The sequence below is a fragment of the Limnothrix sp. FACHB-406 genome (assembly GCF_014698235.1).
GTDB lineage: Bacteria > Cyanobacteriota > Cyanobacteriia > CACIAM-69d > CACIAM-69d > CACIAM-69d.
In genome coordinates this window covers 95,660-118,998 of sequence record NZ_JACJSP010000013.1, presented here as the reverse complement: position 1 = coordinate 118,998, position 23,339 = coordinate 95,660, and the positions used below count along the sequence as shown (strand labels likewise).

26 protein-coding genes and 1 tRNA gene are annotated in these 23,339 nt (G+C 56.4%); 15 read left to right on the top strand and 12 right to left on the bottom strand.

Annotation, left to right across the window (positions count from 1 at the left end; translation table 11 throughout):
• Positions 1–116: 116 nt before the first annotated feature.
• On the bottom strand, positions 117–290 hold the full coding sequence (locus H6G53_RS13490) for a hypothetical protein (RefSeq protein WP_190528080.1): 174 nt from the start codon (positions 288–290) through the stop codon (positions 117–119).
• A 737-nt stretch (positions 291–1,027) separates the two neighbouring features.
• Here H6G53_RS13490 and H6G53_RS13485 point away from each other — a divergent pair.
• Genes H6G53_RS13485 through H6G53_RS13475 form a run of 3 tightly spaced genes read left to right on the top strand, consistent with a single transcriptional unit; the run spans position 1,028 to position 3,594 of the window.
• Complete coding sequence (locus H6G53_RS13485) at positions 1,028–1,594, top strand: photosystem I assembly protein Ycf4 (RefSeq protein WP_190533733.1); 567 nt, start codon at positions 1,028–1,030, stop codon at positions 1,592–1,594.
• Positions 1,595–1,596: 2 nt separating this feature from the next.
• Positions 1,597–2,376, top strand: coding sequence for a peptidylprolyl isomerase (locus tag H6G53_RS13480; protein ID WP_242030915.1), 780 nt, complete (start codon positions 1,597–1,599; stop codon positions 2,374–2,376).
• 18 nt (positions 2,377–2,394) lie between these two features.
• The gene (locus H6G53_RS13475; RefSeq protein ID WP_190533730.1) at positions 2,395–3,594 is read left to right on the top strand and encodes a beta-ketoacyl-ACP synthase; all 1,200 of its coding nucleotides are present in this window, start codon (positions 2,395–2,397) and stop codon (positions 3,592–3,594) included.
• Positions 3,595–3,710: 116 nt separating this feature from the next.
• Here the strand turns inward: H6G53_RS13475 and H6G53_RS13470 are convergent, their stop codons facing one another.
• The 5 genes from H6G53_RS13470 to H6G53_RS13450 form a co-directional block, all read right to left on the bottom strand.
• Positions 3,711–4,835: an AI-2E family transporter gene (locus H6G53_RS13470; RefSeq protein WP_190533727.1), complete on the bottom strand. Its 1,125-nt coding sequence runs from the start codon at positions 4,833–4,835 to the stop codon at positions 3,711–3,713.
• Between the two features lie 186 nt (positions 4,836–5,021).
• Positions 5,022–5,636 carry a chromophore lyase CpcT/CpeT gene (locus tag H6G53_RS13465; RefSeq protein WP_199309241.1) on the bottom strand — a complete coding sequence of 205 codons (615 nt, stop codon included), beginning with the start codon at positions 5,634–5,636 and terminating at the stop codon, positions 5,022–5,024.
• A gap of 155 nt (positions 5,637–5,791) precedes the next feature.
• Positions 5,792–6,382 (bottom strand): chromophore lyase CpcT/CpeT, encoded by a 591-nt coding sequence (locus H6G53_RS13460; RefSeq protein WP_190533724.1) that lies wholly within the window; start codon positions 6,380–6,382, stop codon positions 5,792–5,794.
• Positions 6,383–6,487: 105 nt separating this feature from the next.
• Entirely contained in the window at positions 6,488–7,432 is a 945-nt protein-coding gene (locus tag H6G53_RS13455; protein WP_190533721.1) for a bestrophin family protein, read from the bottom strand.
• Positions 7,433–7,624: 192 nt separating this feature from the next.
• Positions 7,625–8,995 (bottom strand): hypothetical protein, encoded by a 1,371-nt coding sequence (locus H6G53_RS13450; RefSeq protein WP_190533718.1) that lies wholly within the window; start codon positions 8,993–8,995, stop codon positions 7,625–7,627.
• Positions 8,996–9,183: 188 nt separating this feature from the next.
• Between H6G53_RS13450 and rplS the strand changes: the two genes are divergently transcribed.
• From rplS to H6G53_RS13400, 10 genes are all read left to right on the top strand, one after another.
• Positions 9,184–9,546 (top strand): 50S ribosomal protein L19, encoded by a 363-nt coding sequence (gene rplS, locus H6G53_RS13445; RefSeq protein WP_099534243.1) that lies wholly within the window; start codon positions 9,184–9,186, stop codon positions 9,544–9,546.
• Positions 9,547–9,644: 98 nt separating this feature from the next.
• A tRNA-Trp gene (locus H6G53_RS13440) sits at positions 9,645–9,717 on the top strand.
• Positions 9,718–9,791: 74 nt separating this feature from the next.
• Positions 9,792–9,992 (top strand): hypothetical protein, encoded by a 201-nt coding sequence (locus H6G53_RS13435; protein WP_190533715.1) that lies wholly within the window; start codon positions 9,792–9,794, stop codon positions 9,990–9,992.
• Positions 9,958–10,179 carry a preprotein translocase subunit SecE gene (secE, locus tag H6G53_RS13430; RefSeq protein ID WP_099534244.1) on the top strand — a complete coding sequence of 74 codons (222 nt, stop codon included), beginning with the start codon at positions 9,958–9,960 and terminating at the stop codon, positions 10,177–10,179. The genes H6G53_RS13435 and secE overlap by 35 nt, the downstream gene beginning before the upstream one ends.
• Positions 10,176–10,811, top strand: coding sequence for a transcription termination/antitermination protein NusG (gene nusG, locus H6G53_RS13425; protein ID WP_099534245.1), 636 nt, complete (start codon positions 10,176–10,178; stop codon positions 10,809–10,811). Before secE ends, nusG begins: the two co-directional genes overlap by 4 nt.
• Before the next feature lie 24 nt (positions 10,812–10,835).
• Positions 10,836–11,261, top strand: coding sequence for a 50S ribosomal protein L11 (gene rplK, locus H6G53_RS13420; RefSeq protein WP_099534246.1), 426 nt, complete (start codon positions 10,836–10,838; stop codon positions 11,259–11,261).
• Between the two features lie 156 nt (positions 11,262–11,417).
• On the top strand, positions 11,418–12,137 hold the full coding sequence (rplA, locus tag H6G53_RS13415; protein ID WP_099534247.1) for a 50S ribosomal protein L1: 720 nt from the start codon (positions 11,418–11,420) through the stop codon (positions 12,135–12,137).
• Between the two features lie 360 nt (positions 12,138–12,497).
• Positions 12,498–13,025 (top strand): 50S ribosomal protein L10, encoded by a 528-nt coding sequence (gene rplJ / locus H6G53_RS13410; RefSeq protein ID WP_099534249.1) that lies wholly within the window; start codon positions 12,498–12,500, stop codon positions 13,023–13,025.
• Between the two features lie 135 nt (positions 13,026–13,160).
• Positions 13,161–13,547 carry a 50S ribosomal protein L7/L12 gene (rplL, locus tag H6G53_RS13405; protein WP_190533712.1) on the top strand — a complete coding sequence of 129 codons (387 nt, stop codon included), beginning with the start codon at positions 13,161–13,163 and terminating at the stop codon, positions 13,545–13,547.
• A gap of 226 nt (positions 13,548–13,773) precedes the next feature.
• Positions 13,774–14,241, top strand: a complete 468-nt coding sequence (locus tag H6G53_RS13400; RefSeq protein ID WP_190533709.1) for a hypothetical protein — start codon at positions 13,774–13,776, stop codon at positions 14,239–14,241.
• Here H6G53_RS13400 and H6G53_RS13395 read toward each other — a convergent pair.
• The 3 genes from H6G53_RS13395 to H6G53_RS13385 form a co-directional block, all read right to left on the bottom strand.
• On the bottom strand, positions 14,238–15,155 hold the full coding sequence (locus H6G53_RS13395) for a hypothetical protein (protein WP_190533707.1): 918 nt from the start codon (positions 15,153–15,155) through the stop codon (positions 14,238–14,240). The genes H6G53_RS13400 and H6G53_RS13395 overlap by 4 nt on opposite strands.
• 207 nt (positions 15,156–15,362) lie before the next feature.
• Positions 15,363–16,472, bottom strand: a complete 1,110-nt coding sequence (locus tag H6G53_RS13390; RefSeq protein WP_099534270.1) for a response regulator — start codon at positions 16,470–16,472, stop codon at positions 15,363–15,365.
• A gap of 194 nt (positions 16,473–16,666) precedes the next feature.
• Positions 16,667–18,547: a PAS domain-containing sensor histidine kinase gene (locus tag H6G53_RS13385; protein ID WP_190533704.1), complete on the bottom strand. Its 1,881-nt coding sequence runs from the start codon at positions 18,545–18,547 to the stop codon at positions 16,667–16,669.
• 538 nt (positions 18,548–19,085) lie between these two features.
• Here H6G53_RS13385 and H6G53_RS13380 point away from each other — a divergent pair.
• Positions 19,086–19,334, top strand: a complete 249-nt coding sequence (locus H6G53_RS13380) for a Ycf34 family protein (RefSeq protein ID WP_099534255.1) — start codon at positions 19,086–19,088, stop codon at positions 19,332–19,334.
• 210 nt (positions 19,335–19,544) lie between these two features.
• Here H6G53_RS13380 and H6G53_RS13375 read toward each other — a convergent pair whose 3' ends face one another.
• Positions 19,545–20,123, bottom strand: a complete 579-nt coding sequence (locus H6G53_RS13375; RefSeq protein ID WP_099534256.1) for a hypothetical protein — start codon at positions 20,121–20,123, stop codon at positions 19,545–19,547.
• 224 nt (positions 20,124–20,347) lie between these two features.
• On the opposite strand from H6G53_RS13375, the gene H6G53_RS13370 reads away from it, so the two are divergent.
• A complete protein-coding gene (locus H6G53_RS13370) occupies positions 20,348–21,037 on the top strand; it encodes a hypothetical protein (protein ID WP_190533701.1) in 690 nt (229 codons plus the stop codon).
• A 233-nt stretch (positions 21,038–21,270) separates the two neighbouring features.
• On the opposite strand, the gene H6G53_RS13365 is transcribed toward H6G53_RS13370, so the two are convergent.
• Positions 21,271–22,113, bottom strand: coding sequence for a hypothetical protein (locus tag H6G53_RS13365; RefSeq protein ID WP_190533698.1), 843 nt, complete (start codon positions 22,111–22,113; stop codon positions 21,271–21,273).
• Positions 22,114–22,149: 36 nt separating this feature from the next.
• Positions 22,150–23,337, bottom strand: a complete 1,188-nt coding sequence (locus H6G53_RS13360; protein WP_190533751.1) for a PLP-dependent transferase — start codon at positions 23,335–23,337, stop codon at positions 22,150–22,152.
• Positions 23,338–23,339 lie beyond the last annotated feature (2 nt).

Sequence of the window (23,339 nt, the reverse complement as noted above, 5' to 3'; positions counted from 1 at the left end):
GACCAGCCGACGAAGACGAAGCGATCCCGCTTCAGCCAGTCGTCCACTACGTCGAACCACCCGCGTTCCGTGCCCACGCGTCCAACTGCGATGGTCATGGAGTTCCTCTCTATCTGTTAACAGAGGTTCAAAATTGCGATATCTACGGTCGTGAGGCGGGTTTGAAGCACTTCCGGTTCCGTAGAATTTTGACCCGTCTCGCGATCGGGGCCTGGGCAACGATGAGAATCCGCAGGGGGTTGGGGCATGAGTTGCACTTCCACCCAGAAGAGCGCCGTTGCCGATGCCATCGATTGCTGAGATCGGTTAATTTTTCTTAACCTACCACACTCATTTCGGGTGAGGGTAGGGCGATCGCAAGTCTGGCAACCAAATCAGAAAATTTGGACTGGTTTCCAGGGTTTAGTCGAACGATCACATCGATTACAAATCTCATGATAATTGAAGGGGCGATCGGGGGGGTGGGGAATCTCGTAACGGAGTTGATCAAACCCAGGCGAATCGCGTCAATCGGGCCCGCTGGCGGGATCACGGGCGGCGGAAACCCTTCCGATCAACTTCAGACTAATTTAAGAATTGCGGGGATCAACGCACGGCTCCGTAACAGACCACTGCCAATCCGTAACAGACCACTGCCAATTCCCATGCCAATCCACAGCCCATGGGTGGTCAATCTCGCAGCCCGATCGCGATTCAGCGCCAAGTCACGATCACCGAGTTCGCGGCTCCGGGTGATCGCGCTGTTGCGATTTTTTTCATTTCCCCCAATCTAAGACCTTCGTTAAGAAAAAATAAGTAATTATGCTTAATGTTTGTTAGCCATTCTCGGATCGTTGTCTTTCGCCAAGATTTTTAGGAATCTGCCAAGTTTGCTTAGACTGTTGAAGGGACGGTTCCTGATGGAGCAACCGGGCCCGATCAAATCATGGCCGGTCTGAGCCAGCAGTTTGGGGCAAACAAGCGTTTCATCCCCCCTGCGTTCCCACACCTGTTTTCGATACACAAGCAATTTTTAAGCCATACACCTATGACTGTCTCCACCGATCCCCAATCCGATCGCCTGTTGCGGACGGAGATTGTCGGCGCGCGCCGTCTCAGTAGCTATGCGATCGCCACGATCGTCACCATCGGCGCTACGGGCTTTTTGCTTGCCGGTTTGTCGAGCTACCTGGGCGTGAATCTGCTGTTGTTCTCAGACCCCACCAAGCTCGTGTTTGTCCCCCAAGGACTGGTGATGGGGCTGTATGGCACTGCCGGATCACTGCTGGCCACCTATCTGTGGTTAACCATTCGCTGGAACGTGGGCGGTGGTTATAACGAGTTCGATCGCACCACGGGTAAAGCCACCATTTTTCGCTGGGGCTATCCCGGCAAAAATCGTGAAGTGAAGCTCACCTGCGACCTGAGCGCGATTCAATCCGTGCGCGTAGACCTCAAGGAAGGGATTAACCCCCGGCGGGCCTTGTACCTGCGAGTGAAGAATATGCGCGATGTTCCCCTAACCCGTGTGGGCCAACCCCTGTCCTTGACGGCACTGGAAACGGAAGGAGCCGCTTTGGCCAAGTTTCTGCGTGTGCCGCTGGAGGGTCTGTAACGATGAACTATTTAGCAACCTACTGGATGAAAACCTGCGCCAAAGCATTCCGGGGGCTATGGCTGGCCCCGATTGCCGCGTTGCTGGTTTTTTCGACCGCGGGCTGTGCTGGCCAGCCGGCCGATAGTCGCCAAGTGAGCAGCCCCGCGCCGTCGGTTGCCGCCACGCCGGCCCAGTTGCCCGCCGGTTTGCCCCAGTTAACCGGAAAAGCAACCGTGACCATGACCATCAAGGGTCAGCCGGTGGAAATTGAGGTGGACGGCACCAACGCACCCATCACGGCCGGAAATTTTGTGGATTTGGTGAACCGTGGGGTATATGACGGCTTGATGTTCCATCGGGTGGTGCGGGAGCCGGTGCCCTTTGTGGTGCAAGGGGGCGACCCGCGCAGCAAGGATCCCAAGGTTCCGATCACGGAGTTGGGGATGAGCGGTTTCACGGATCCCAAAACGGGCCGCGAGCGCACCATTCCCCTCGAAATTAAGCCAAAGGGTCAAGCCCAACCGGTTTATAGTGCGACGTTCCCCGATTTGGGCATTGCAGAAACACCGGTTTTAACCCACAAGCGGGGCGCGGTGGCCATGGCGCGATCGATGTCGCCGGATTCTGCCTCGTCGCAGTTTTACTTTGCGCTGGCGGAGTTAACGCCGTTGGATGGTAGTTATGCGGTGTTTGGCTATGTGACCAAAGGCATGGAGACGATCGACCAGGTGCAACAGGGCGATCGCATTGAAAAAGCCAGCGTCACGGCAGGTCTGGAAAATCTGAAAACCACGCCTTAAACCATTTCTGAGTTCACTGTGCGGCGGGTGGTGGTAACAGGTATTGGGCTGATGTCGGCCTTGGGCGATCGCTCATCAACCTGGCGATCGCTCCTGGCCGGTCAATCGGCAATTCAGTGGCATCAACCCTTTACAGCGATTCCACCTCGCCCGATCGCCCTGCTTGGCTCGCGAGTGAATTCCCAAGCAGTCAATTCCCAGGCGCAGTCCCAACCCGTTGACTTAACGCATTTGATCGATCGCACCAGTGCAGCGGCCTGGGCAGATGCAACCGGCTCGGAGTTGCAGTCGGGATCTGGGTCAGCACTGAATCAACCAGCCCAACGGCTGGGGGTTTGTGTGGGATCCAGCCGCAGCTATCAGGGAGTTTTGGAGCAATACGCCGCCGGGCAACGCCCCTTGGATGATCAATGGTTAAGGCATTTGCCCCACGGCCCAGCGGTGCGGATCGCCCAGCAATTGGGGGCAGGGGGCCCGCTGCTGGCTCCGATGACTGCCTGCACGACCGGGATCAGCGCGATCGCCCGGGGAGCGGACTTAATTCGGGAAGGCTGGTGCGATCGGGTCTTGGCGGGAGCCGTGGAAGCCCCGATTACGCCCCTGACTTTGGCGGGGTTTGCCCAAATGGGGGCCCTGGCGGCCACGGGTTCCTATCCCTTTGACCGATCGCGCGAGGGGCTGGTGTTGGGAGAAGGGGCGGCGCTGCTGGTGTTGGAAGCGGCCGACCTGGCCCGATCGCGCGGAGCCAAAATCTATGGAGAAATTTTAGGGGCCGGCTTCAGCACCGATGCTTATCACCTCAGTGCGCCGGATCCAACGGGGCGATCGGCTCGGGTTGCGGTGCATTGGGCCCTGAAACGTAGCGGCTGGCGACCGGAACAGGTGGACTATATCCACGCCCACGGCACGGCCACCAAGCTGAATGATGCTCAGGAAGCCAATTTAATTCAAGATCTTTTTCCCCAGCAACCGCCCGTGAGTTCCACCAAAGGAGCCACCGGCCATACGCTGGGGGCTTCCAGTGCCTTGGGCGTTGCGTTTTGTCTTTTGGCGATCGAGTCTGGCCAGTTGCCGCCCACGGTGGGATTGCAGGATCCAGAATTTGCCGGGTTTTGGCTGCAAACCTCGATCGCCCGACATGTCGATCGAACCCTTTGTTTTGCGTTTGGGTTTGGCGGCCAAAATGCGGTGCTCGCTGTTCAGCGATTTGAAGATTGAGAGTTGAGGATTGAGGAACAGGCTAGGCCGTCAATTTGCAGCAACCAGATTTGCAGCAACCCAGAAGCCTGGAGAGACTCAGCACTTTAGCTTTCCAAAATCCTGCGGCCCGACTCTCAGCGATCGGGCGTGGGTTGCACTGGGCGATCGGGTCGAGCGGTTTTGACGGGCAAGGCGGAATCAGTTGCCAAAGTCCAGCCATGATTGGGCGATCGCCACAGTTCGATCGCGCTTTTGATCGTTCCCGCCAACGGAACCGCCAAAACCACCCCCAACAAGCCACCCACCTTAGCCCCCGCCAACAGGGACAACAGCACCCAAACTGGGTTCAGCCCCGTAAATTGCCCCAGCAGACGCGGAGCAACCGTATTTTCAATAATTTGATCCACCAAAAAAGCCAACAAAAGCACCTGTAGCCCCAGCCAAAAACTCTTGACCGCTAACAGCAAGCTCACCACCACAATGCTGATTCCCGCGCCAAAGGGCACTAGCGTCATGACCCCAATGCCCAGACCAAACAGCAACCCAAACGGCACTTGCAGCATCAGAAAGAGCAACACCATGGCCACCCCGATCGTGGTGGCCAAAGCCGCTTGACCGGCGTAGTAATTTTGGAAATTTTGGCGAAAACATTGGCGCACCTGCTCCCGTCGTTCGGGCGGCAACCAACTAAAAAAACCATCCCAAAATTGCTCGCCCCGCAACAGCAAATAAACCGCCAACACCATCGCAATCAGAGCATCAAAGGCCCGCCCAGCCATTTGCACCAACAGGCTCACCAGTTGGGTGGTTAGGTTTTGAATTTGGGCTGAGAATTGGGCGATCGCCTGGGTTCCCAACTGTTGAAGGTCGATCGGGAGCCGCTTGGCAATGGCCCAATTAGACAGGTTTTCAAGCTGTTGCCGACTCGAAGCCACCCAACCGGGCAACCCATTAGCAAAAGCGGCAAATTGGTCATAGAGCACCGGAGCCAGCGTTAGCCCCAACAGACCCACAATCCCCAAGGTCAACAGGACGATCGCCAACACCGCAAATTCCCGCCGCACATGCCAGCGTTTTCCCTGCGCTTCCAGCCACCGCACGGGATAGTCCAACAGAAAGGACACCAGCGTGGCCACCACGAAGGCAGACAGCAGGGACTGAAAGTAATTGAAGACCTGAAGCAACATCCAGCCGTTCAAAAACGCCAGCGGCAACAGCAACCCCAATAAAAACCAGCGCAGGAGTGATCGGATGGACATTAATTATCGAGATTGATCGAAGTCGAGCGGCCACCCCAAAAACGGAGGAGCCGCGCACTGAACATGGTCAAGGCAGCTCACTCAGGCTTCCACCGTCGCCCAGCACAGCGGAACTGATGGCAATCATTTTGGCGCAGGGAAAGCCGACCGTGGCGATCGATCACCCTTCCCCGCTGCCACATCGCCCTAGGGAGCCACCACCTCATCGGCAAAGCTGGCCACCTTCACAAAGTCAAAGGGCCCGGCCACCGCACCCCACACATGCTCATCGGTTTCCGGGTCGCGGCCCCGATCCCAGCTCACAAATCGATCGGCTGTGATTTCAAACTGACTATCCAAGTAGGTTTCCTTGCCCTTGCGCGTGACCATGCAGGCCTTGCCGGGTTCCACCTGGCCCGTGAAGGTTTGCCCTGTCCGGCTCACCAAAAAATTGCAGTGACAGAGCCGCTCCAGGCGATCGGCCGTCAGCGCTTGCAGGCGATCGGGCTGTCGAGAAGCACCAAAAAATTCCTGCTCATGGGCAACGGCATAGTTTTCAATTTGGATTTGCCCATCCACCTCAATCAACTTCAACACCCGCACACGATAGGGCTGGTTGAGGGCGTAATCATAGGCCTGTTCCACATAGAAACTAATGCCGCCTAGCAGGGCGATCGGCAGGGGCCGCATACAGACCCGAATATGGGCGAAAAAGGGCGGATTTTCAAACGCTTGGGCTTGGTTGCTGAAGTCGGCGGCCATCCAACGGCCAAGGGTCACCAAATCAGCAGCGGGGGCGATCGCTTCAGACACTTGGGTCATGGTGTGATTAATCGGGGATTTCGTAAGGATTGAAAGGAATGAATGGTTATCGGAGCGAATCAAAATCGATCCCAACAATGGCGAGGGCAAGGCTGATCACTGACCACAGCGGATAACCGTTGCAGTTCGTTGCAGTGGCTCCCTGCGATCGCATCTTAATCGCCAACGCGCCGATAGCGAAATGGGCCCATGATTGCCCCCCAAATCGGTTTGCCTGTGTCGGGATCGATGCCCTTGTCGTAGCTGAGAAATTCGCCCGATCGCACCTCAAACCCCAAGCTCACCTGGCGCAATTGCCCATCGGCCTGGAAACAACAACGCCGATCGGGCGGAAGCTGGGCCCGGAAACCTGCATCCTCTGCCAAAACCGCCATGGGCAACAGGCAACCGGGCAGTGGCTCCAAGTCCGCCAAGGTCAAGGGTTCCAAAATAGCGGGATCCAAACCCCCGCCGCGCCACCGCTCCGGCTGTCGCAGGGCAAAGTAGGCCACCGCCAGCGGAAAATCAGGATCAGAGGTGGGAGAAATCTGGAACACCCTGGGGCGATAAATTTTGGCAAAGGTGGGGGCGCTGGCCTGTTCCGCATAAATCCCCAAGTGGCCGGGACCAAAGACCCTGACCGATCGATGCCACAGCCGCACACCCACATACCAAGTGGGATCCGCCAGGGCCTGTTCCCGATTTTCAAAAGTTCCCGGCAGCCAAAGGGCCAGGCGATCGAGCCAAGCAGAAACGTGATGGGTCATGGGAAACCAGAATCCATCTGGAACGATTGGGACTATTGCAATTTTTCCTTAAATTTTGTCCCCAAGCCTTGCCACCCAGCTTGGGTTACGCCCTAGCAGAAACCATTACTGAAAACTGTTATCTACTAATGCCCGAGCATTGGCTTCCCGGGGATTCAGGGTGGTCAAATTTTGCATGTTTTGGCGAACGGTGTTGCAAATGGCATCTAGGGGCAAATCATTCGGATCCGTGCCAAAGGGATTTTCGATTTCTTCGCCAATTTCTTCAATTCCAAATAGGGTGAAAGAAATGATGGCAACGAGTAATCCTGTCCACCAACCCACCTTGGACACCAATTCAAAAGGCAGAATTAAGCAGTAAATTAATAGCAATTGCCGCAAGTGAATGGCATAGGCAAAGGGCATGGGTGTTCGCAAAATTCGCTCGCAACCTCCCAAAGAATCCACCAACACATCAAGCAGACGGTGCATGGAAGCCAGTTGATAGGGGTTGAGGTTGCCGCGATCGCGCTGCTCTTCTAGAAAAGCGGCAATTCGTACCGATAAATCAATAGGTGCGTGATTCGTGGTTTGCAAATTGGCCAGCACATTTGGCTCAACCAAATCCGCAACCGCTTCCGTGACGGATGCCCCCCGTAAATGCTGCTTGGTGGCAATGCCAAAGGCAGCAATGAGATTCAAAGCTGAGATCTTTTGCTCTCGCACTTCCGGTGTTGGTTCGTCAATTGCCACCCAAATTTGTCGCCCCAGGTTACGGGAGGTGTTAACAATTCCGCCCCAAAGTTTGCGCCCTTCCCAGAATCGTTCGTAGGCGGTATTAGTACGGAAAACCAATAGCAAACCCAGCACCACGCTGGGAATTAAATTTGCCCAGCCCGGTTGGGCCACGGGAACTTTCAGGGCATGTAGCCAACTGATGATGGCGGCAAAGGTTCCACAAAGCAGCACGCGGGGTGCAATGGTGGGCACAACGGAGCCGCGCAGTTGCAGAATGACCCGCAGCCAGGGACGGCGATCTTTTTGTCTGAATTGAAAAATGCTGGTTGCCATTACGATTTCAGAGTTCTCGCAAAATCCTGAGTAGGGAAGTGGGTTGATTGTACTCAGTTGGCTGACTCTGCCGCAGGGCGATCGCTTAGGACAATGGGTTTTGGGTTTTGTTGAGCAATCTCGCTAGAACAGTTTCCAGCGCGCTGAAGACCGCAGGAATGGCGCAAGGTTGACCGTGGCGGATGGGCAAGCCTAGGGCGAGGGGCGAGGGGAGTCCGGGGTCTCGCCGGAGGGTGATGCGGGGCTTTCGGTGGTGGGTGCGGGGCTGGATGTGGGGCCAGGTGTGGGGTCGGGCGTGGGGCTAGATGTGGGGCTAGGGGTCGGGTCGGGGTTGGCGGCGCGACAAGGGGGATAGGTCAGGGTGTAGATGTGGATGAGATAGCCCGGGCGATCGGAGAGTTTTTTGCCGGTGAGCTGTTGGGTCAAAAAGGCGATCGCCTCGTCATCCAAGGCTGAGTAGCCGGAGCTTTGCACCAACCGCACGGGGTTCAAACCGGGGGCCACCAATCCCCGATCGCCCACCAAGACAACCAAGCGGATCGGTTGGGGCGGGTTGGCGCTCAGGGTGGTGCAAGCCCGCAGATCAGCAAATTTGCGCCACTGAATCGGGGTGTCTTTCTTTTGAATGGAGTCTCCGACAGTGAGCATGTCGCGGAAAACGCCGTTTAATTCTTTGCCCGTGCCCGGCAACAGGGATCCATCTGCGTTGCGCATGGGGAGATCGTTGACCCGTTTCACCCAATCGGCCAGTTGGCTCAGGCGGCCTTGGGTGGCGTTGCTGCTCACCAGGTTTGGATTGAAGGTGTAGTTACCGGGGCGATCGGTCGGTTCCGGGTTCAGACCGCTGGCCAGGGACTGGAGGCCGGCCGCCATTCGCCATTGATCTCGAAATTGGGCAATCGCAACGTTGGCGGTGGACTGGGCCAGGCGATCGGCGGCGGTGGCAGGGGTTGCGACAGCGGGCGATCGGGACTGGCCATTGGACTGGCGGCCGCGACGACCGCGATCGCCACCGTTGGGGCGAGGGGGCGGATTTTGGAACTGATCCCAGCCAGCGTAATCGTTATAGGGATTGATGTAGGAGTTGTTATAGGGGTTGTTATAGAGGTTGCTGTTGGGATTATTCTCAAACCGGTTCGTAGCCCGATCGCCCATGCGACTGTTGGAACGACCCTGGTTACCCGCTGCGCCACCAAAGGTATTGAAGGGATCAGCGGCGGCTCCGCGACCAACGGACGGCGACGAACTGCCCAAACCTAAGCGATTGAACAGATCGTTGGCACTACCGGAATTGGGGTTGGCATTGGGGGGATTGGTCAGGCCGGTTGGATTTTGGGGTTGGGCGGCCGCTTCCCGGGCAAAGGCCGGCAGCTCTTGCAACTCCTCGGGGGTCAGCTCCAACAGGGCCACTTTACGCTCGTCCTCGGGGGGTGAGGCCGGATTCCAGTCCGCCAACAGAGGCAAGGCCGCCAAATGCACCACAAAGGACAAGACCATGGCCGACCCCAAGGGCGATCGCAGTCCTTGCAGCAGTTGCTGTGATCTTTTCAGGATTTGCTCCATGGTTTGTTTAGCCCTCCTCCCCAGTGCCACCGAGGAGAATTGTCCCGCATCTTATATGTTTCCCTCAGTGTAGAGGGCCGATCGAGCGAGGGGGACGATCCAGGCTCGATCGGAAAAAAGCCAAACCAAGCTAGACGAAATGACTGTTCAACGGCTAAGATGTGTGCTTGTGGTTTTTTGAACCAGTCATGAACGCGCAAGAAGTCATCCGCTCAATCGAAGCTGAGCAACTCAAATCAGACCTGCCCGTCCTTTATGTCGGGGACACGGTTCGAGTTGGTGTTGTGATCCAAGAAGGCGGCAAAGAGCGCGTCCAGCCCTACGAAGGCACCATCATCGCGATGCGCAACGGCGGAATTAACGAAACCGTCACCGTGCGTCGGGTGTTCCAAGGTGTTGGCGTAGAGCGCGTGTTCCTGCTGCATTCGCCCCGCGTCGCGAATATCAAAGTCGTGCGCCGTGGTAAAGTCCGTCGTGCCAAGCTGTACTACCTGCGTCAGCGCATTGGTAAGGCAACCCGCATCAAGGAACGGTTCGATCGCAAGAAGTAAGATCCTCCCCGGATCTTCGTTCGATCGGTTCATCCATTTCAAATGGTTTTTGAGCGACCGGCCTCGATTAGTGCTAAACTGAGAAAACGTCCAAACGTGCGCTCTTAGTTCAGTCGGTAGAACGCAGGTCTCCAAAACCTGATGTCGGGGGTTCGAGTCCTCCAGGGCGCGCTGGCATTCATCGCCGATGAATCTACCCAAAGGCTGACCGCCATCACCGGCAAGAGGTCTTTGGGTAGATTCTCATGAGGCGTGTTTTCCGATCAGCCCCGATCGACCAACCGGGTATCACGACCGATCGAACGCCTCTTCACCGGAGCCAGTCTGTGGCCCTATGGCCCATCAGCCTTTGGTCTTCCGTGCGATCGAGTCCCCATCCTAAGGAGCATTGGTCAATAGAGGAACCCACCCGTGAGCAAACCAGCGGAATCGCCAGCCCCAGATAACGAAAAATTCGACCCCACCGAGTTTCTGCGCGGCACTCGCGAAGAACTCAGCAAAGTCGTTTGGCCCAGTCGCCAACAACTCATCAGTGAGTCCGTGGCGGTGGTGCTGATGGTTGTTCTCTCCGCCACAACTATCTATCTGGTTGACAACCTCTTCACTTGGATCGCAAAGCAGGTGTTCCAATGAGCCTGAGCGACGAACAGTTTTACGACAGCGACGAACAAACCGAAGAGCAAGCGCCCAAGGTTTTAGCCCGTCGTGCTCGCTGGTATGCCGTGCAAGTGGCTTCCGGCTGTGAAAACCGCGTCAAGATGAACCTGCAACAACGGGTGCAAACCCTTGACGTGGCTGAACGAATTTTGCAGGTGGAAATTCCCCAAACCCCCACCGTCAAAATGCGCAAAGACGGTAGCCGTCAGCATGGCGACGAGAAGGTTTTCCCCGGCTATGTCCTGGTGCGGATGCATCTGGACGACGAGACCTGGATGGTTGTGAAGAATACCCCCAACGTGATTAACTTTGTGGGGGCAGAACAACGGCGCGGCCAAGGTCGCGGGCGCGGCCATGTCAAGCCCGTACCCCTGAGTCCCGCTGAAGTCGAGCGCATTTTCCGCCAGGCCCAGGAGCAAGAACCCGTCATCAAAATTGATATGGCGGCCGGTGACAAGATTGTGGTTTTGTCTGGGCCGTTTAAGGATTTTGAAGGCGAGGTGATTGAAGTGAGTCCCGAACGCAGCAAGCTGAAGGCTTTGCTGTCGATTTTTGGTCGGGATACCCCGGTTGAACTGGAGTTCAACCAAGTTCAAAAGCAAAGCTAGCTCGTCCCATAGCGCAATAAACGAATGGCTAAGAAAGTCGTCGCAATCATTAAGCTGGCGATTACCGCCGGCAAAGCGACCCCTGCTCCCCCGATCGGGCCTGCCCTGGGTCAGCATGGGGTCAACATCATGATGTTCTGCAAGGAATATAACGCCCGCACGGCCGACAAGGCTGGGCTGGTGGTTCCTGTGGAAATCTCGGTGTTTGAAGATCGGAGTTTTACCTTCGTTCTGAAAACGCCGCCCGCTTCCGTTTTGATTTGCAAGGCCGCTGGCATCGATCGCGGTTCGAGTGATCCGAAGTCCAAAAAGGTGGGCAAAATTACCCGTGCCCAGCTTCAGGAAATTGCCCAAACCAAGCTGCCTGACCTGAACACCAACGATGTGGAAGCCGCCATGCGGATCATCGAAGGGACGGCCAACAACATGGGCGTGACGATCGTCGAGTAGGAGCCATTGGTTCGGTTGGGGGCAGTCGGCTCGATCGACTCCTACATTCACCGAGTCATTGACCGATCGCAGACCGATCACGAACAGATTTGCTGAAAACCATCTGGGGGAGAAGATCACCTCTTCGCTAATGACCCCGAAGGAGTGTTTTAATTCATGACTCGTAAGATTTCGCGCCGGATGCGCGAGCTAATGGCCAAGGTGGAACCGCGTCCCTATGCGCCCGTGGAGGCGCTGGAGCTGGTGAAGGAACTGGCCACAGCTAAGTTTGTGGAAACGGTGGAAGCCCACATCAAGTTGGGCATTGACCCGAAATACACTGACCAACAATTGCGAACCACGGTGGCCCTGCCCAAGGGCACGGGGCAAACCGTGCGGGTGGCGGTGATTGCTCGGGGGGAAAAGGTCGCGGAAGCAACGGGCGCTGGCGCTGATATTGCCGGTTCCGAAGACCTGATTGAAGAAATCCAAAAGGGCATGATGGATTTTGACATCCTGATTGCCACGCCCGACATGATGCCCCAGGTGGCAAAGTTGGGTCGGCTGTTGGGTCCCCGGGGCTTGATGCCGTCGCCGAAAGGTGGTACGGTGACGTTCGACTTGCCTCAGGCGATTTCGGAGTTCAAGGCTGGTAAGCTGGAATTCCGGGCCGATCGCACGGGTATTGTCCACGTGGGCATCGGTAAGTCTGCCTTTACGGCAGAAGATTTGCTGGTGAACCTGAAGGCGTTGCAAGAGACGATCGATCGTAACCGTCCTTCGGGTGCCAAGGGTCGCTACTGGCGCAGCATCTACGTGACCTCCACCATGGGGCCGTCGGTAGAAGTAGATGTAGCTGCCCTGCGCGACTTGAAGATTGGCGAGAACGCTGCCTAAACGGGCGGTGCTGGGGGGTAGAGATTTACCCCTTCGCGAATCCAAGCTTCGGCTGTTGATCTAGCTCGATCGCGGTGCTAATCAACAGCCAAGACCTCCTCGATGTTGAACTAGCGGCCCAGCAGTCGCTTCTCAAAACCCTAGCTTCAAAACCCAACAACCAAAGACAGTGGGTGTGTTCGCAATTGCGCGATCGCTTAATCAATTCCCACCGAGGTCTGTCCTGTTTTGAGCCAACTCGCTACCCGCTCAGGGTGCTGTTTGGCTGTCAAATCGAACCCCCTCGACCCGTCTTTGGCTGACCGTCGAGGGGGTTCTCGTTTCCAGACTGCGCGACAAACCGAAAGGAGGTGATGACGAATGGGTCGCACGCTGGAGGACAAGCAAGCAATTGTCGCGGATCTGAAGTCGCTGCTCACTGAAACCGAAATGGTGGCAGTGATCGACTACGCGGGTCTGTCGGTTGCTGAATTGTCGGATCTACGCAATCGCATCGCTGCGAGCGGCGCGGTTTGCAAAGTGACGAAAAACACGCTGATGCGGATCGCCGTTGAGGGTGATGCCAACTGGCAGCCCATGACGGAGTTTCTGAAGGGTACTTCGGCATTTTTGTTGCTGAAGGGAGACCTGGGTGCTGCCCTGAAGGCATACCAAGACTTCCAGAAGGCCTCGAAGAAAACCGAGCTGCGCGGCGGTGTGATGGAAGGTCGCGCCCTGACGCAGGCCGAGGTTAAGGCAATTGCCGACCTACCCTCGAAGGAGCAACTCATTGCTCAAATCGCTGGTGGGATCAATGGCCTGGCCACCAAGATCGCGTTCGGTGTCAAGGAAGTGCCTTCGATGCTGGCTCGTGGGATCAAGGCAATTTCCGAGAAGCAAGCCGCCTAGGCGATCGCTTCAGAATCGAGCAGTGCGATCGCCCGGCGGCCTAAGGTTTTGGCCCACAAGCCGACGGCCCCGATCGACTGTGTTGGTTTCCCCTGTTGCTGTTATTGCTGTTCAACCATTGCAAGGAGCAAATCCATGTCTGAGAAGGTCGCATTGATCATTGAAAGCTTGAAGTCGCTGACCCTGCTGGAAGCGGCTGAGCTGGTTAAAGAAATCGAAGAAGTGTTCGGCGTGAGCGCTGCTGCGCCTGCTGGCGGCATGATGATGATGGCGGCGGCTCCTGCTGCGGCTGAGGAAGTGGAAGAAAAGACCGCTTTCGATGTGATGCTGGACAAAGTGCCCGCCGACAAGAAGATCGCCGTGCTGAAGGTGGTGCGCGAACTGACCGGTTTGGGTCTGAAGGAAGCCAAGGATTTGGTGGAAGCTGCTCCCAAGGTGGTCAAGGAAGGCGCGTCCAAGGACGATGCCGAAGCCGCCAAGAAGAAACTGGAAGACGCTGGCGCAGAAGCTTCGGTCAAGTAAGATTCGATCGCCCTTTTTCGATCAGTCTGATCCAGTTATTTGGTCAATTGGATTGGTCAGTGGTTTTGGTCAGCCGGGGTGCAGATCCAGCGCGATCGCCCCTGGGCGACCAACAACCATCAACCATCAAATCAACCAAGCCAAGATCCAATCAACAGCAACTCTCCTGGTTCACGAACTGGGGGAGTTGTTGCTATTGGGGCCTTGGGAACCCGGTTGAACGCGCTTGAACTCGATCGAGGCTGGTCTCTTCAGCTTGCAACCTGTTTCCCAAGGCCTGAACCGGAGCGATCGCCCCTTGCTGGCTGAACCGCTTTGGAGGCAAAATCCGAGAACAAGACTGCGTACTCCGTTGCGCGGCCGCAAGACAAAAGCCATGCGCGGGTTTGCTCAATTTGTGTTGATTGCCAACAGCCTATTTTTTGGGGCCTTGCTGCCTCCGGGGTTGTTGGCTGCGGTGGCTTCACCGTCTCTTTTCGTCCAGGCCGATTCAGCGGCCCCCATAGGAGCCGGGCTGGCGTGGGTTGCGATCGCCCTGTTTCCTCCGGTGGCCATTTTGGGGCTAACGGGGGGCTGGGTGCTATGGCTGCGGGGGCGATCGCGTCAGGGGGCCATTTTCAGCAGCTTGCCCTACGCCAACTGGTTGTTGTTACTGTTGGGACAATGGGTGCAATGGGTGACGGGGCTATCCTAAGCGCCACTGGTGCTCTCGCCCTCGGCCGATCGCTGAAAGATCACGACCCGATCGCCCACCACGGGACTGCGGGCCAACAGCTGTCCCTCTCGATCCTGTAGCTCCAGCTTGTTGAAATCTAAACGGCGCGATCGCTTCAATAAATCCGCCGCAAACCGATCCTGATTGCGATCGCCCAACCCGTACCACAAATCAGCCGGAACCGTCACAATCAGCCGACTGGCACGGAAGTCCGCTTGGATGGAGTCCACCAACGCCTGATCGCCGTAGCGAGTGGCAATTTCGCTGGTTTCGTCCTGAATCGCCGCAATTAATTGTTGTTCCGGCGATCGCTCTAGTTTGGGCGGCGGGCTAGAAACCGGGGTCGTCTCGGAAACTCCCACGTCCCCGGATTCTGCGGCGGTCTGACCAGGAATGTCCGTTGTTCGAGGCGTGGACTCCGATCCCGCCGTTCCGTTACCAGAAGGGGCGATCGGTTCCGCTTCCTCCGCATCAGACGGCAGTTCCAGCAGGGTGGGAATCAACGGCTTGAGAGGAGCAGGCTGAGACTCCGGCGGCTGTTGAGCCACCGTGGCAGGTTGAAACTTGGGCGGGAAAATGGCGATCGCGGCAACCAGCACCACACTCCCCATTATCGACAGGGCAATGGTCAGGTTGCGATCGGACAGCTTCCGCAGGGATTCGGGCAACCAAGGGCGGGCCCAGCCTAAAACTTGATGGCCCGCTTGGGCTGGGGTCAACCGGGGCGATCGCACCGAGGTGGCCGGAGGCAAGGCCGACTCCGTTTCCAGTTCCGTCGCCGCCCAGTCCAACAAGCGAATCAGGCCCCGCAGCAGACGAGCGATCGCCCGCCGCCACGATCCCTTCGTGGGTTCGGTTCCAACCGACTTGGGTGAGTCCGACGACATAGCCATTTCCAAAACAGCGCAACAGCCAGCGACCCTCAATGGCTCAGGGCGGATGAATCCAGTCCCTGGGAATGCCCACAAATTGACCTGAACTCCATATGCCAGCGCCGCTAAATCGCATCGTAACAGCCTGGGTCACGGGTCGTAACAATCACGGCCGGGTTGTAACGTTGAGCAATGGAGGCAACCCAATCCCGCTTTTCCGTTCCGTCCTTAGGATGTCGATCGCTCCTGCACACCCAACTCAACCAGCACCGTCGTGCCCCCTTCCGGTTCGCTGGTGATGGTCAGGGTTCCCCCGTAGAGGGTGCAAAGCCGCTGGGCCAGGGTTAACCCCAAACCCGACCCCTGTTGTTCATGCAACTTGCGATCGAACTGTTGATAGGCCCCCACCGATTTGATCTGATCCGAAGTCATGCCCCGGCCGCTATCTTTCACCACCAACTGGTAGCGATCGCCCTGAATTTCCGCAAACACCGCGATCGGCTGGCCCGGCTGCGAAAACTTGCAGGCATTATCCACCAGCTCAATCACCATCTTTTGCAGCGCCGATTCTGAAATGCCCACGATCGCATCCACCGCCTGCACCGACAAATCAGCCGATCGCCCCGCCCAGTCCTGCGCCTGCCGGCGTGCCGTTGTTTCAATCATTGCCGCCGGACTCTCCACTTGCAGTTGTCGCAGCTCGTGCAACCGCTGGGGATCCCGAGCCGCCAACTCCAAATCCGCGTAGAGCAAAAAGTTTTGAATTAACCGAAACAAGCGCTGACCCGAATTGTGAATATCCGTCAGCATCTCGCGGGTTTCTTCGGGATCCAAATCCTCCAACTCTTCAAGCATGAACTGCGACGTGGCCACAATCCCATTCAGCGGCGTTCGCAACTCATGGGGCAGCGAGAATGCAATGCTATAGCGCAACGCATCGAGCTGTTCTTGGGATTGCTTTTGGGTGGCCGATTGCCGTTGCAACCGAGCAGCCACCGCCCCCAGCAGCTCATCCCGCGTAAACGGCTTCGTTAAATAATCATCGGCTCCCAAATGCATTCCTTGGCGCACATCGCCCTTGGTGGTGCGGGCCGTCAGGAACACAAAGGGAGTTGTGGCGGTAATGGGCGATTGGCGCAGGGCCGCCAGCACCCCGTAACCATCCAACTCCGGCATCATCACATCGCACAGAATTAAATCGGGTTGGAAGGCTTCGGCCAAACGAACGCCCGCATTGCCATCAGCGGCTCCCGCCACTTCATACCCCTCGGCTTCCAAAATATCGAGAATAATTTCCCGAACATCCGGTTCGTCTTCGATGGTCAAAATTTTGGTCACGGCGATCGCTCCCTTAACCCGATGCGTTGTCCACAAAGAATCGATTAACTCAATGGCCACCCATTTTATGGATTTCCTTTCCAGGATTGAACCTGGCCGGCCTGGATCAGAACAGCACCCGGTAGACCGCGGCCGCCGTGGTCTGCAAACCGCCCCCAACGCTCAAGACTGGTTCAAGACTCAAGCATCAAGGCTCAAGCATTGAGGTGATCTTCTTCACTGCTGAGCGGTTGCCAAGGGGTGACCGGTAGGGTGACCGAGAAGGTGGTTCCCATACCTTCAGTGCTGTCCACTTGGATTTGTCCCCCGTGTAAGTCAACCGATCGCTTAACGATCGCCAGGCCCAACCCAGTCCCGGGAATGGTTCCCACATTGCCAGCCCGGTGGAAGGACTCAAACAGACGCTCCCGATCGGCCGCTGGAATGCCAATGCCCTGATCTTGAATCACAAACCGCACAGACTCCGGAGCACAGATCAATCGAAACTGAGTGGTGCTGGCGTTGGGGGAATATTTCAAAGCATTAGACAGCAGATTAGACAGGATGTGCCGCAGCAGCTTTTCATCCATGGCCAACACCGGAGCCGCCGCCCCTCGGTTCACCACTCGAAACTCGATCGCCTGGTGTGCCTTCAGGTTCAAAGACATTTCCTCCACCAACCCGTTGCAGAATCCTTCCAGGTCAACGGGCCCCGGCCGAAACTGCAACCGCCCCGAGTCCGCCTGCCCCAACACCAACACCGACTCCAACAATTCCGTCAGGTGATGCACCATGGTTTGGATGCGGCGGAGATAGTTGCGACTTTTATCGGGCCCCCACCGATCGCCATAGTGCTCCAGGGCTTCCGCCGAAGCCAAGATGGTGGTTAAGGGGGTGCGGAATTCGTGGGAAGTCATGGACACGAACTGGGATTTCATGCGGTTCAGATCTTTTTCGGCTTCCAGGGCGCGGCGAATTTCCACCTCGGCCGCCTTGCGGGTGCTGACATCGGCCACCGTGCCCTCATAGCCAATGATTTGCCCCCGCACGTCATAGACCGCTCGGGCATTTTCCACAATCCAGGTGGTGGAACCGTCCGATCGATAAATTTGAGATTCAAAGGCGATCGCCTGGCCCTCTGTGGCCAGAATGTGGCAAAACTCATCCCGCCGCTTGGGATCTGAATACAAGCTCGGAATTTCCGTAATCCCCGCGATCGCAGCTTCCGGCGAGTCATAGCCCAGAATGCGCGCCAGGGCAGGATTCATGCTGATGAAAGATCCATCCACCGTGGACTGAAAAATTCCCTCCACGGCGTTTTCAAAAATGCTGCGATATTTGGCCTCGGCCGCCTCCACTTGCTCATAGGCATCGGCGAGCTTGCTGCGAGCGCTAAATTCCGCGCGCTGGAGCCGTTCATAGAGATAAACCGACAAATCGCAAACCACACAAATCCAAAACAGCTCTAGCAACAGGCCAAAGCGCGATTGGATCGGTGAGGAGCGAATGGCCGCCCCCAGCAATTCCCGCAACCCAAAGGAATGGATCAACGCCAAGGCTTGGGACAACACATGCAGGGGCCAGCGCGCCGGAATGAGGGTCGCTTGGGCAAAAAAACCAAAGGCCCATCCAAAAAGACGCGGGGGCAACCGGTTCAGGGTCACGGGCGACAACAGAACCTGGCAAGTTTCGGGGACGATCTGGAAGGAAAATAAAAATCCCAAAAACAGAATCCGCAGATGGCGCGCTCCCCAGCGGGTGTCGGATAAATACCAAAACCCCAACAGGCTAATCAGGGTGGCCAACCGTGCGGCCACGTTATCCCAACTGAGAGTTTCCTGGCGCAAGACCGATCGCGCCAGGTCTAAGACCGCAAAGCTCCAGGAAATCAGCAGCCCTAACCCAAAGGCTAACCGAACCCGAGCTAGCAGGAAGCGATTTTGCCAGCCTTCATAGGACATACGATCGAGATTGCTCCCATCGTCCGCCGCCACATTGACCGCAGCTAAGTATTCGATCGCTGTCCTGACAACCGGAATTCGCTGAAGCCACTGTTGGATCAACCGCGTTACGCGCGCCCGCAACAAGGTTTGCATCAACTACATTAACGACCCTATGAATGGCTCGTACATTAACGACCCTACGAACGGCTCGACACCACCGTCACGATTTCCCTAAACCCTTGCCGCAAAATGCTAGCAATCAGGGAACTTCCTGCACCATCGCGGCGAAGTTGGCTTCATCCGCGGCCCAGGCTGACACGACCGAACTGGCCGTGTTTCGTGCAAATTTGCCAATGACCGTTTTGGCGATCGGTTTTGGTCATCGCTTGATCATCGCCCATGAGCCTTCTGATCAATGCCCTAAACAATCCCTAAACAAAACGAAACAACGCTGTCGAGCCGAGAACCGGGACATCGCCAGCGGGCAAAAACCGCCCCCAGCGTGACAATCGCCTGATGACAATCGCCTGATGAGTTGTCTTCTCTAGAATGGCATAGCTTGGGAAGGAGGCGAGATGTCTATTGCGATGGGCGCAAGCTAGATTAAAACTGGGGCTGCGATCGAACCGTGGTGGTCTTTGGTGCGATCGCTCGCCGGGCCTTGTTTGAATAGCCAAGGAGTGCCCAAGCCATGTGCATTTGTGTCAACTGCCTCCATATTGATCGCTGCACGACTTACCACGCGGTTGAAGCCCAACACCAACAGGCACATTTGACGGATTCCCCAGATTTTGAGCCGATCGAACCCAGCATTAATGTCAACATCCGACCGCGCGACAACGAGATTGAAATGGAGTGGGATGTGGTGGGTTGCCAAAGCTTCACGGCTGACCAAGGCCGCTGGGCCCGGCTGCGACCCGGCGAACTGGTTCCCACCTGATTGGGGACGTTGAGGGAAGCCTCATTTGTTCGATATTTATTCGATATCTGTTCGATCGCGGGGAGTGGACGGTGATTGATCGTGCTCCCCGACTGATGATTTGTCGTCACTGCTAGTTTTAGTGACTGGTTTTCATGACTAGCTTTCATGACTGGTTGCCATTGTTGGTTAGGGTTACCAATTCACCACGCCAGCCGCAAACCAAACCAACTATTCCCCAAAGCCCGCTGGATTCCGAATGGGTTTAATCCGCACATCTTGCCCCAATTGCAATCGTTCACCGGGCAGGGCTTGCAAAAATACTTCAACAGCTTGCAGATAGTCCCGAACCATTTGGATATCTAATTCGTATTTCTTTTCAATGGAAATGGTTAAGAACGGTTGATATTGACCGCTATAGCCATCATCATGCTTATAAGCATTCACCACTTTGCGCATGGCTTCCACGTCCTGAAACCCTGGCAATGTTTCTATTTCGACCTGAAATTCACGTTCAATAATTCGATAGATTTCCGCGATCGTTTTGTGGGAAAGTTTGCGGCGATAGTCGCGATGGGAGCCATATTTTTTTTGATAAATTGACCTCACAACCCACTTCAACTCATACTCCACCACGGAATTTAATTCACTTAAGGCGGCTCGTAGGACAATGCCTTCGTAATCTAACAGTAAACCTGTGGCGCGATCGTGCTCGGCGGCTCCGAAGCGCTGCCATTCTTCAGGGGTGTAGGCACGGTTTACGCTGTTGATGTTGGCATCATCAACTTTGAAGGCGCGATCAATAAACATTGAAATTGCACTCAATCGCGCGGAAAAGTGCCGAATAGGCATAGGAGCAATTTGGCCGGGGCGATCAGGTTTTGAGTTTTGTGGTCAACTTTTCGTAGTCAACTTTTCGTAGTCAACTTTTCACGGTTAACAATTTGTAGTCAACAATGGCAAGCTTGACAGTCGCCACCATTCTATACCTAGCGATCGCGCTCTCCCACGAATCAGTCAGGAGTTAGGAACACATGTCCGATCGATCATTTAGCTTTCGTCAACTACAAAGCCAATTTGGTCTTGGTCAGGCATTGCAGTCCTTATCCTTGGGAGCCAAGACCACCGCGATCGAGCCGTCTTCTTGGTTGCTCAGAACCTTGGAAATTGCCCAAAGTACAACTCTCCTCACCGAAAAGGAGCGATCGGAGCGGTTAATTTCTCCAATTTTATTGGAGCTGCGGGAACAAACCCACCGACAAGTTTCTATTTTTTCTGGTTTTGAATTAACCATTCAACCTGATCAAGGGCTAAATGGAGAATGTGATTTTATTGTCGCCCGATCGCCCCTAGATGTTGAGCTACAAGCCCCCATTTGCACGATTGTGGAAGCGAAGCGGGGAGAATTAGAATCAGCTCTGGCCCAATGTTCAGCACAAGTTTGGGGAGCATACCAATTCAATCAGAAATTTAATTCCCACTGGTTGTCGTCAATAATTAATCCCCCAAATATCAATCACCCAGATATCGATCGCCCAGATCAGGAATCAAGATTACCCTTGCCCCTTTTCGGCTGCGTAACCGCCGGGGAAATTTGGCGTTTCCTACAACTCATGCGGACACCTAACGACCATTACTTGATTGCCATCGATCGGGAGTCCTACTACCTCGACCAAATCCCCACAATTCTAGGAATTTTGCACTACATTGCCATCGTCGCCTAGCCGGATGATGACTGCCACTCCCAAACATCAGGTCAATATTAATTGACCCTTAGTTTCAGGATTTTGCAACAGAATAATTAGGGCAAAAGTTAGGGCGTGTCGTCAAATCGTCTGAAACCCTGATTCCACCGTTGGCAGATCGCGGGGGGCAAGGGGCTTAAGCCCCTTGTTACGACGACTGGGACGTGAACAATCAATCGTTTCCACCTGATCCTAGGAAATGGCGACAGGCCTTAGGGCAAGGCAGCGGGGGCTAACTCGGCCTGTTGGCGGGCCTGTTGGCTGTTTTGGCGGTAACGCTGGGCCCGATCGCGCGCGGTGGCGGCCCGGCGATCGTCTGGGGTCACCTGCTCCATCAAGTCGGCGGCGGCTTGCCACTGAGTCGCCAGTTCTAGCCACTGTTGGCGCGTTTTGGCCGTTTGCCCCCCAAGAGCAGCCGTTTCCGCCAAGCGAACAGCCTTCACGAAGGGATCATTGGTGGTGCTGGCGGTGGGGGTGGCCGGCGGGTTGCCAATGGTGATCCATTTCAAATTCCAGGCCACTAGCCCCAGCAAAAAGACACTCAAGATCGCTCCCCCGGCGGCTCCGACCCAAAATTGGGTGCGGGCGGCCTTGGCGGGCAAGGTGGATCCAAGGGTGGGTAGGTTGAGGTCTCGTTGGCGGGAGGTGAGATTGCGAAAAGCCCACCGGAACCAGTGCGATCGCTTCAAAATCATCGGCTCTGACCACAACAGATCCTCCGGCTCTCGCTGGATCGCCTCTAGCCACAAAAGCTGCTGTTCTTGCACAAGGCGGGCATAGAGCGTGACTTTGCGAATTCCTCGGGGGGCCACTTGTTCCAAGATGGCGCGCACCCGCTCGACCGTGTGGTCGCGATCGAGGTTTTCCGCTGTGGGGGCTTCACACAGCAATTGCAAGCTACCACCCGCAATGATGGCGCGGGTGCGAATTTGGTCGGAAGCCAACTTTTGATTCAGGATCTGGACGATCGCGGCAATGCTGCCACCACAGGCCTGACGATATACATCATCAAACCCGTTATCAGATGTCCAATCCTGGTCTTGGGAGGGAATCACGAGGGCATCGCCATGGCTGCTTTCAGGACGGTTTTATCATACTCGGGGATCAACAATGGGGGATACGTGCGATTGCGCTCCGAGTCCGTACACTTTTGCCAAGGCCTGCGCCAAATCGGCTAATAAATCGTCTGGGTGCTCAAGGCCGATCGAGAGACGCAGCAGGTTTTCTGGGGTGGTGGTTCCGGGCCCCTCGATCGAGGCGCGGTGCTCAATTAAACTTTCCACGCCGCCGAGACTTGTACCCCGGGTGAAAATCTGGAGGGCGGCGGCAACGGCCAGGGCTTCCGGGCGATCGCCCCGCACTTGCACCGACACCATGCCCCCAAAGTCCTTCATTTGCGATCGGGCCAAGGCCGCTTGGGGATGATCTGGCAAGCCGGGATAGTGAACCGCCTCGATCGCCGGGTGCGATCGCAACCAGGCCGCCACCTGCCGCCCATTGGCACAGTGGGCCGCCATCCGCACCGGCAACGTGGCCACACTGCGCAGGGTCAGCCAGCAGTCAAAGGGAGCCAATCCGGATCCGCCCAGCCGCTGCACCTGTTGCACCCGCTCAAAGGCCGGGGTCAGTTCGCGAGCAATGACCGCCCCGCCGGTTACGTCGCTATGGCCCCCGAGATATTTGGTGGTGGAATGGACAACCCAATCGGCTCCCAATTCCAAGGGCCGTTGCAACAGGGGAGTGGCCCAAGTGTTGTCGCAAATGCAAAGGGCCCCGGCCGCTTGGGCTAACTGGGCGATCGCCCGAATATCCGACAGCTTCAGCAACGGATTGGAAGGCGTTTCCACCCAAACGGCGCGAGTTTCGGGCGTGAGGGCGGCGGCCACCTGTGCCAAATCCGTGGCATCAACCCAAACCACCGCTAAGCCCCAGGGCTGCAACACCTGTTCCATCAATTGGGCCGTGCCGCGATAGAGATCGCGCGGGGCCACCAACTGCCCGGGCCCGAGGGCTTGCAGCGCTGCCATCATAGCCGCTGCGCCGGAGCTGAAGGCCGCTGCCGCCGCGCCGCCTTCGAGGGCGGCCAAACAGGTTTCGAGCGATCGACGGTTGGGATGATCTAACCGGCTGTAGAGATAGCCTTGGGGATAGGAACCATCGGCTGATCGCTCGAAGGTGCTGGTGAGATATAGCGGCGGGGCGATCGCTCCCGTGGCGGGGTCGGGTGCGCGGCCCGCATGAATGGCCAGGGTTTCCAGGTGGGGTGCGGCTGGCTCGATCG

Excerpts from the sequence above, each read along its gene's own strand:
- rplJ (WP_099534249.1), top strand. The coding sequence starts at position 12,498 with ATGGGTCGCACGCTGGAGGACAAGCAAGCAATTGTCGCGGATCTGAAG.
- nusG (WP_099534245.1), top strand. The coding sequence starts at position 10,176 with ATGAGCCTGAGCGACGAACAGTTTTACGACAGCGACGAACAAACCGAA.
- H6G53_RS13490 (WP_190528080.1), bottom strand. The coding sequence starts at position 290 with ATGGCATCGGCAACGGCGCTCTTCTGGGTGGAAGTGCAACTCATGCCC.
- H6G53_RS13435 (WP_190533715.1), top strand. The coding sequence starts at position 9,792 with ATGAGGCGTGTTTTCCGATCAGCCCCGATCGACCAACCGGGTATCACG.
- H6G53_RS13370 (WP_190533701.1), top strand. The coding sequence starts at position 20,348 with ATGTCCGATCGATCATTTAGCTTTCGTCAACTACAAAGCCAATTTGGT.
- H6G53_RS13395 (WP_190533707.1), bottom strand. The coding sequence starts at position 15,155 with ATGGCTATGTCGTCGGACTCACCCAAGTCGGTTGGAACCGAACCCACG.
- H6G53_RS13455 (WP_190533721.1), bottom strand. The coding sequence starts at position 7,432 with ATGGCAACCAGCATTTTTCAATTCAGACAAAAAGATCGCCGTCCCTGG.
- H6G53_RS13380 (WP_099534255.1), top strand. The coding sequence starts at position 19,086 with ATGTGCATTTGTGTCAACTGCCTCCATATTGATCGCTGCACGACTTAC.
- H6G53_RS13460 (WP_190533724.1), bottom strand. The coding sequence starts at position 6,382 with ATGACCCATCACGTTTCTGCTTGGCTCGATCGCCTGGCCCTTTGGCTG.
- rplK (WP_099534246.1), top strand. The coding sequence starts at position 10,836 with ATGGCTAAGAAAGTCGTCGCAATCATTAAGCTGGCGATTACCGCCGGC.
- H6G53_RS13450 (WP_190533718.1), bottom strand. The coding sequence starts at position 8,995 with ATGGAGCAAATCCTGAAAAGATCACAGCAACTGCTGCAAGGACTGCGA.
- H6G53_RS13485 (WP_190533733.1), top strand. The coding sequence starts at position 1,028 with ATGACTGTCTCCACCGATCCCCAATCCGATCGCCTGTTGCGGACGGAG.
- rplL (WP_190533712.1), top strand. The coding sequence starts at position 13,161 with ATGTCTGAGAAGGTCGCATTGATCATTGAAAGCTTGAAGTCGCTGACC.
- H6G53_RS13480 (WP_242030915.1), top strand. The coding sequence starts at position 1,597 with ATGAACTATTTAGCAACCTACTGGATGAAAACCTGCGCCAAAGCATTC.
- rplS (WP_099534243.1), top strand. The coding sequence starts at position 9,184 with ATGAACGCGCAAGAAGTCATCCGCTCAATCGAAGCTGAGCAACTCAAA.
- H6G53_RS13465 (WP_199309241.1), bottom strand. The coding sequence starts at position 5,636 with ATGACCCAAGTGTCTGAAGCGATCGCCCCCGCTGCTGATTTGGTGACC.
- rplA (WP_099534247.1), top strand. The coding sequence starts at position 11,418 with ATGACTCGTAAGATTTCGCGCCGGATGCGCGAGCTAATGGCCAAGGTG.
- H6G53_RS13385 (WP_190533704.1), bottom strand. The coding sequence starts at position 18,547 with ATGCAAACCTTGTTGCGGGCGCGCGTAACGCGGTTGATCCAACAGTGG.
- H6G53_RS13375 (WP_099534256.1), bottom strand. The coding sequence starts at position 20,123 with ATGTTTATTGATCGCGCCTTCAAAGTTGATGATGCCAACATCAACAGC.
- H6G53_RS13470 (WP_190533727.1), bottom strand. The coding sequence starts at position 4,835 with ATGTCCATCCGATCACTCCTGCGCTGGTTTTTATTGGGGTTGCTGTTG.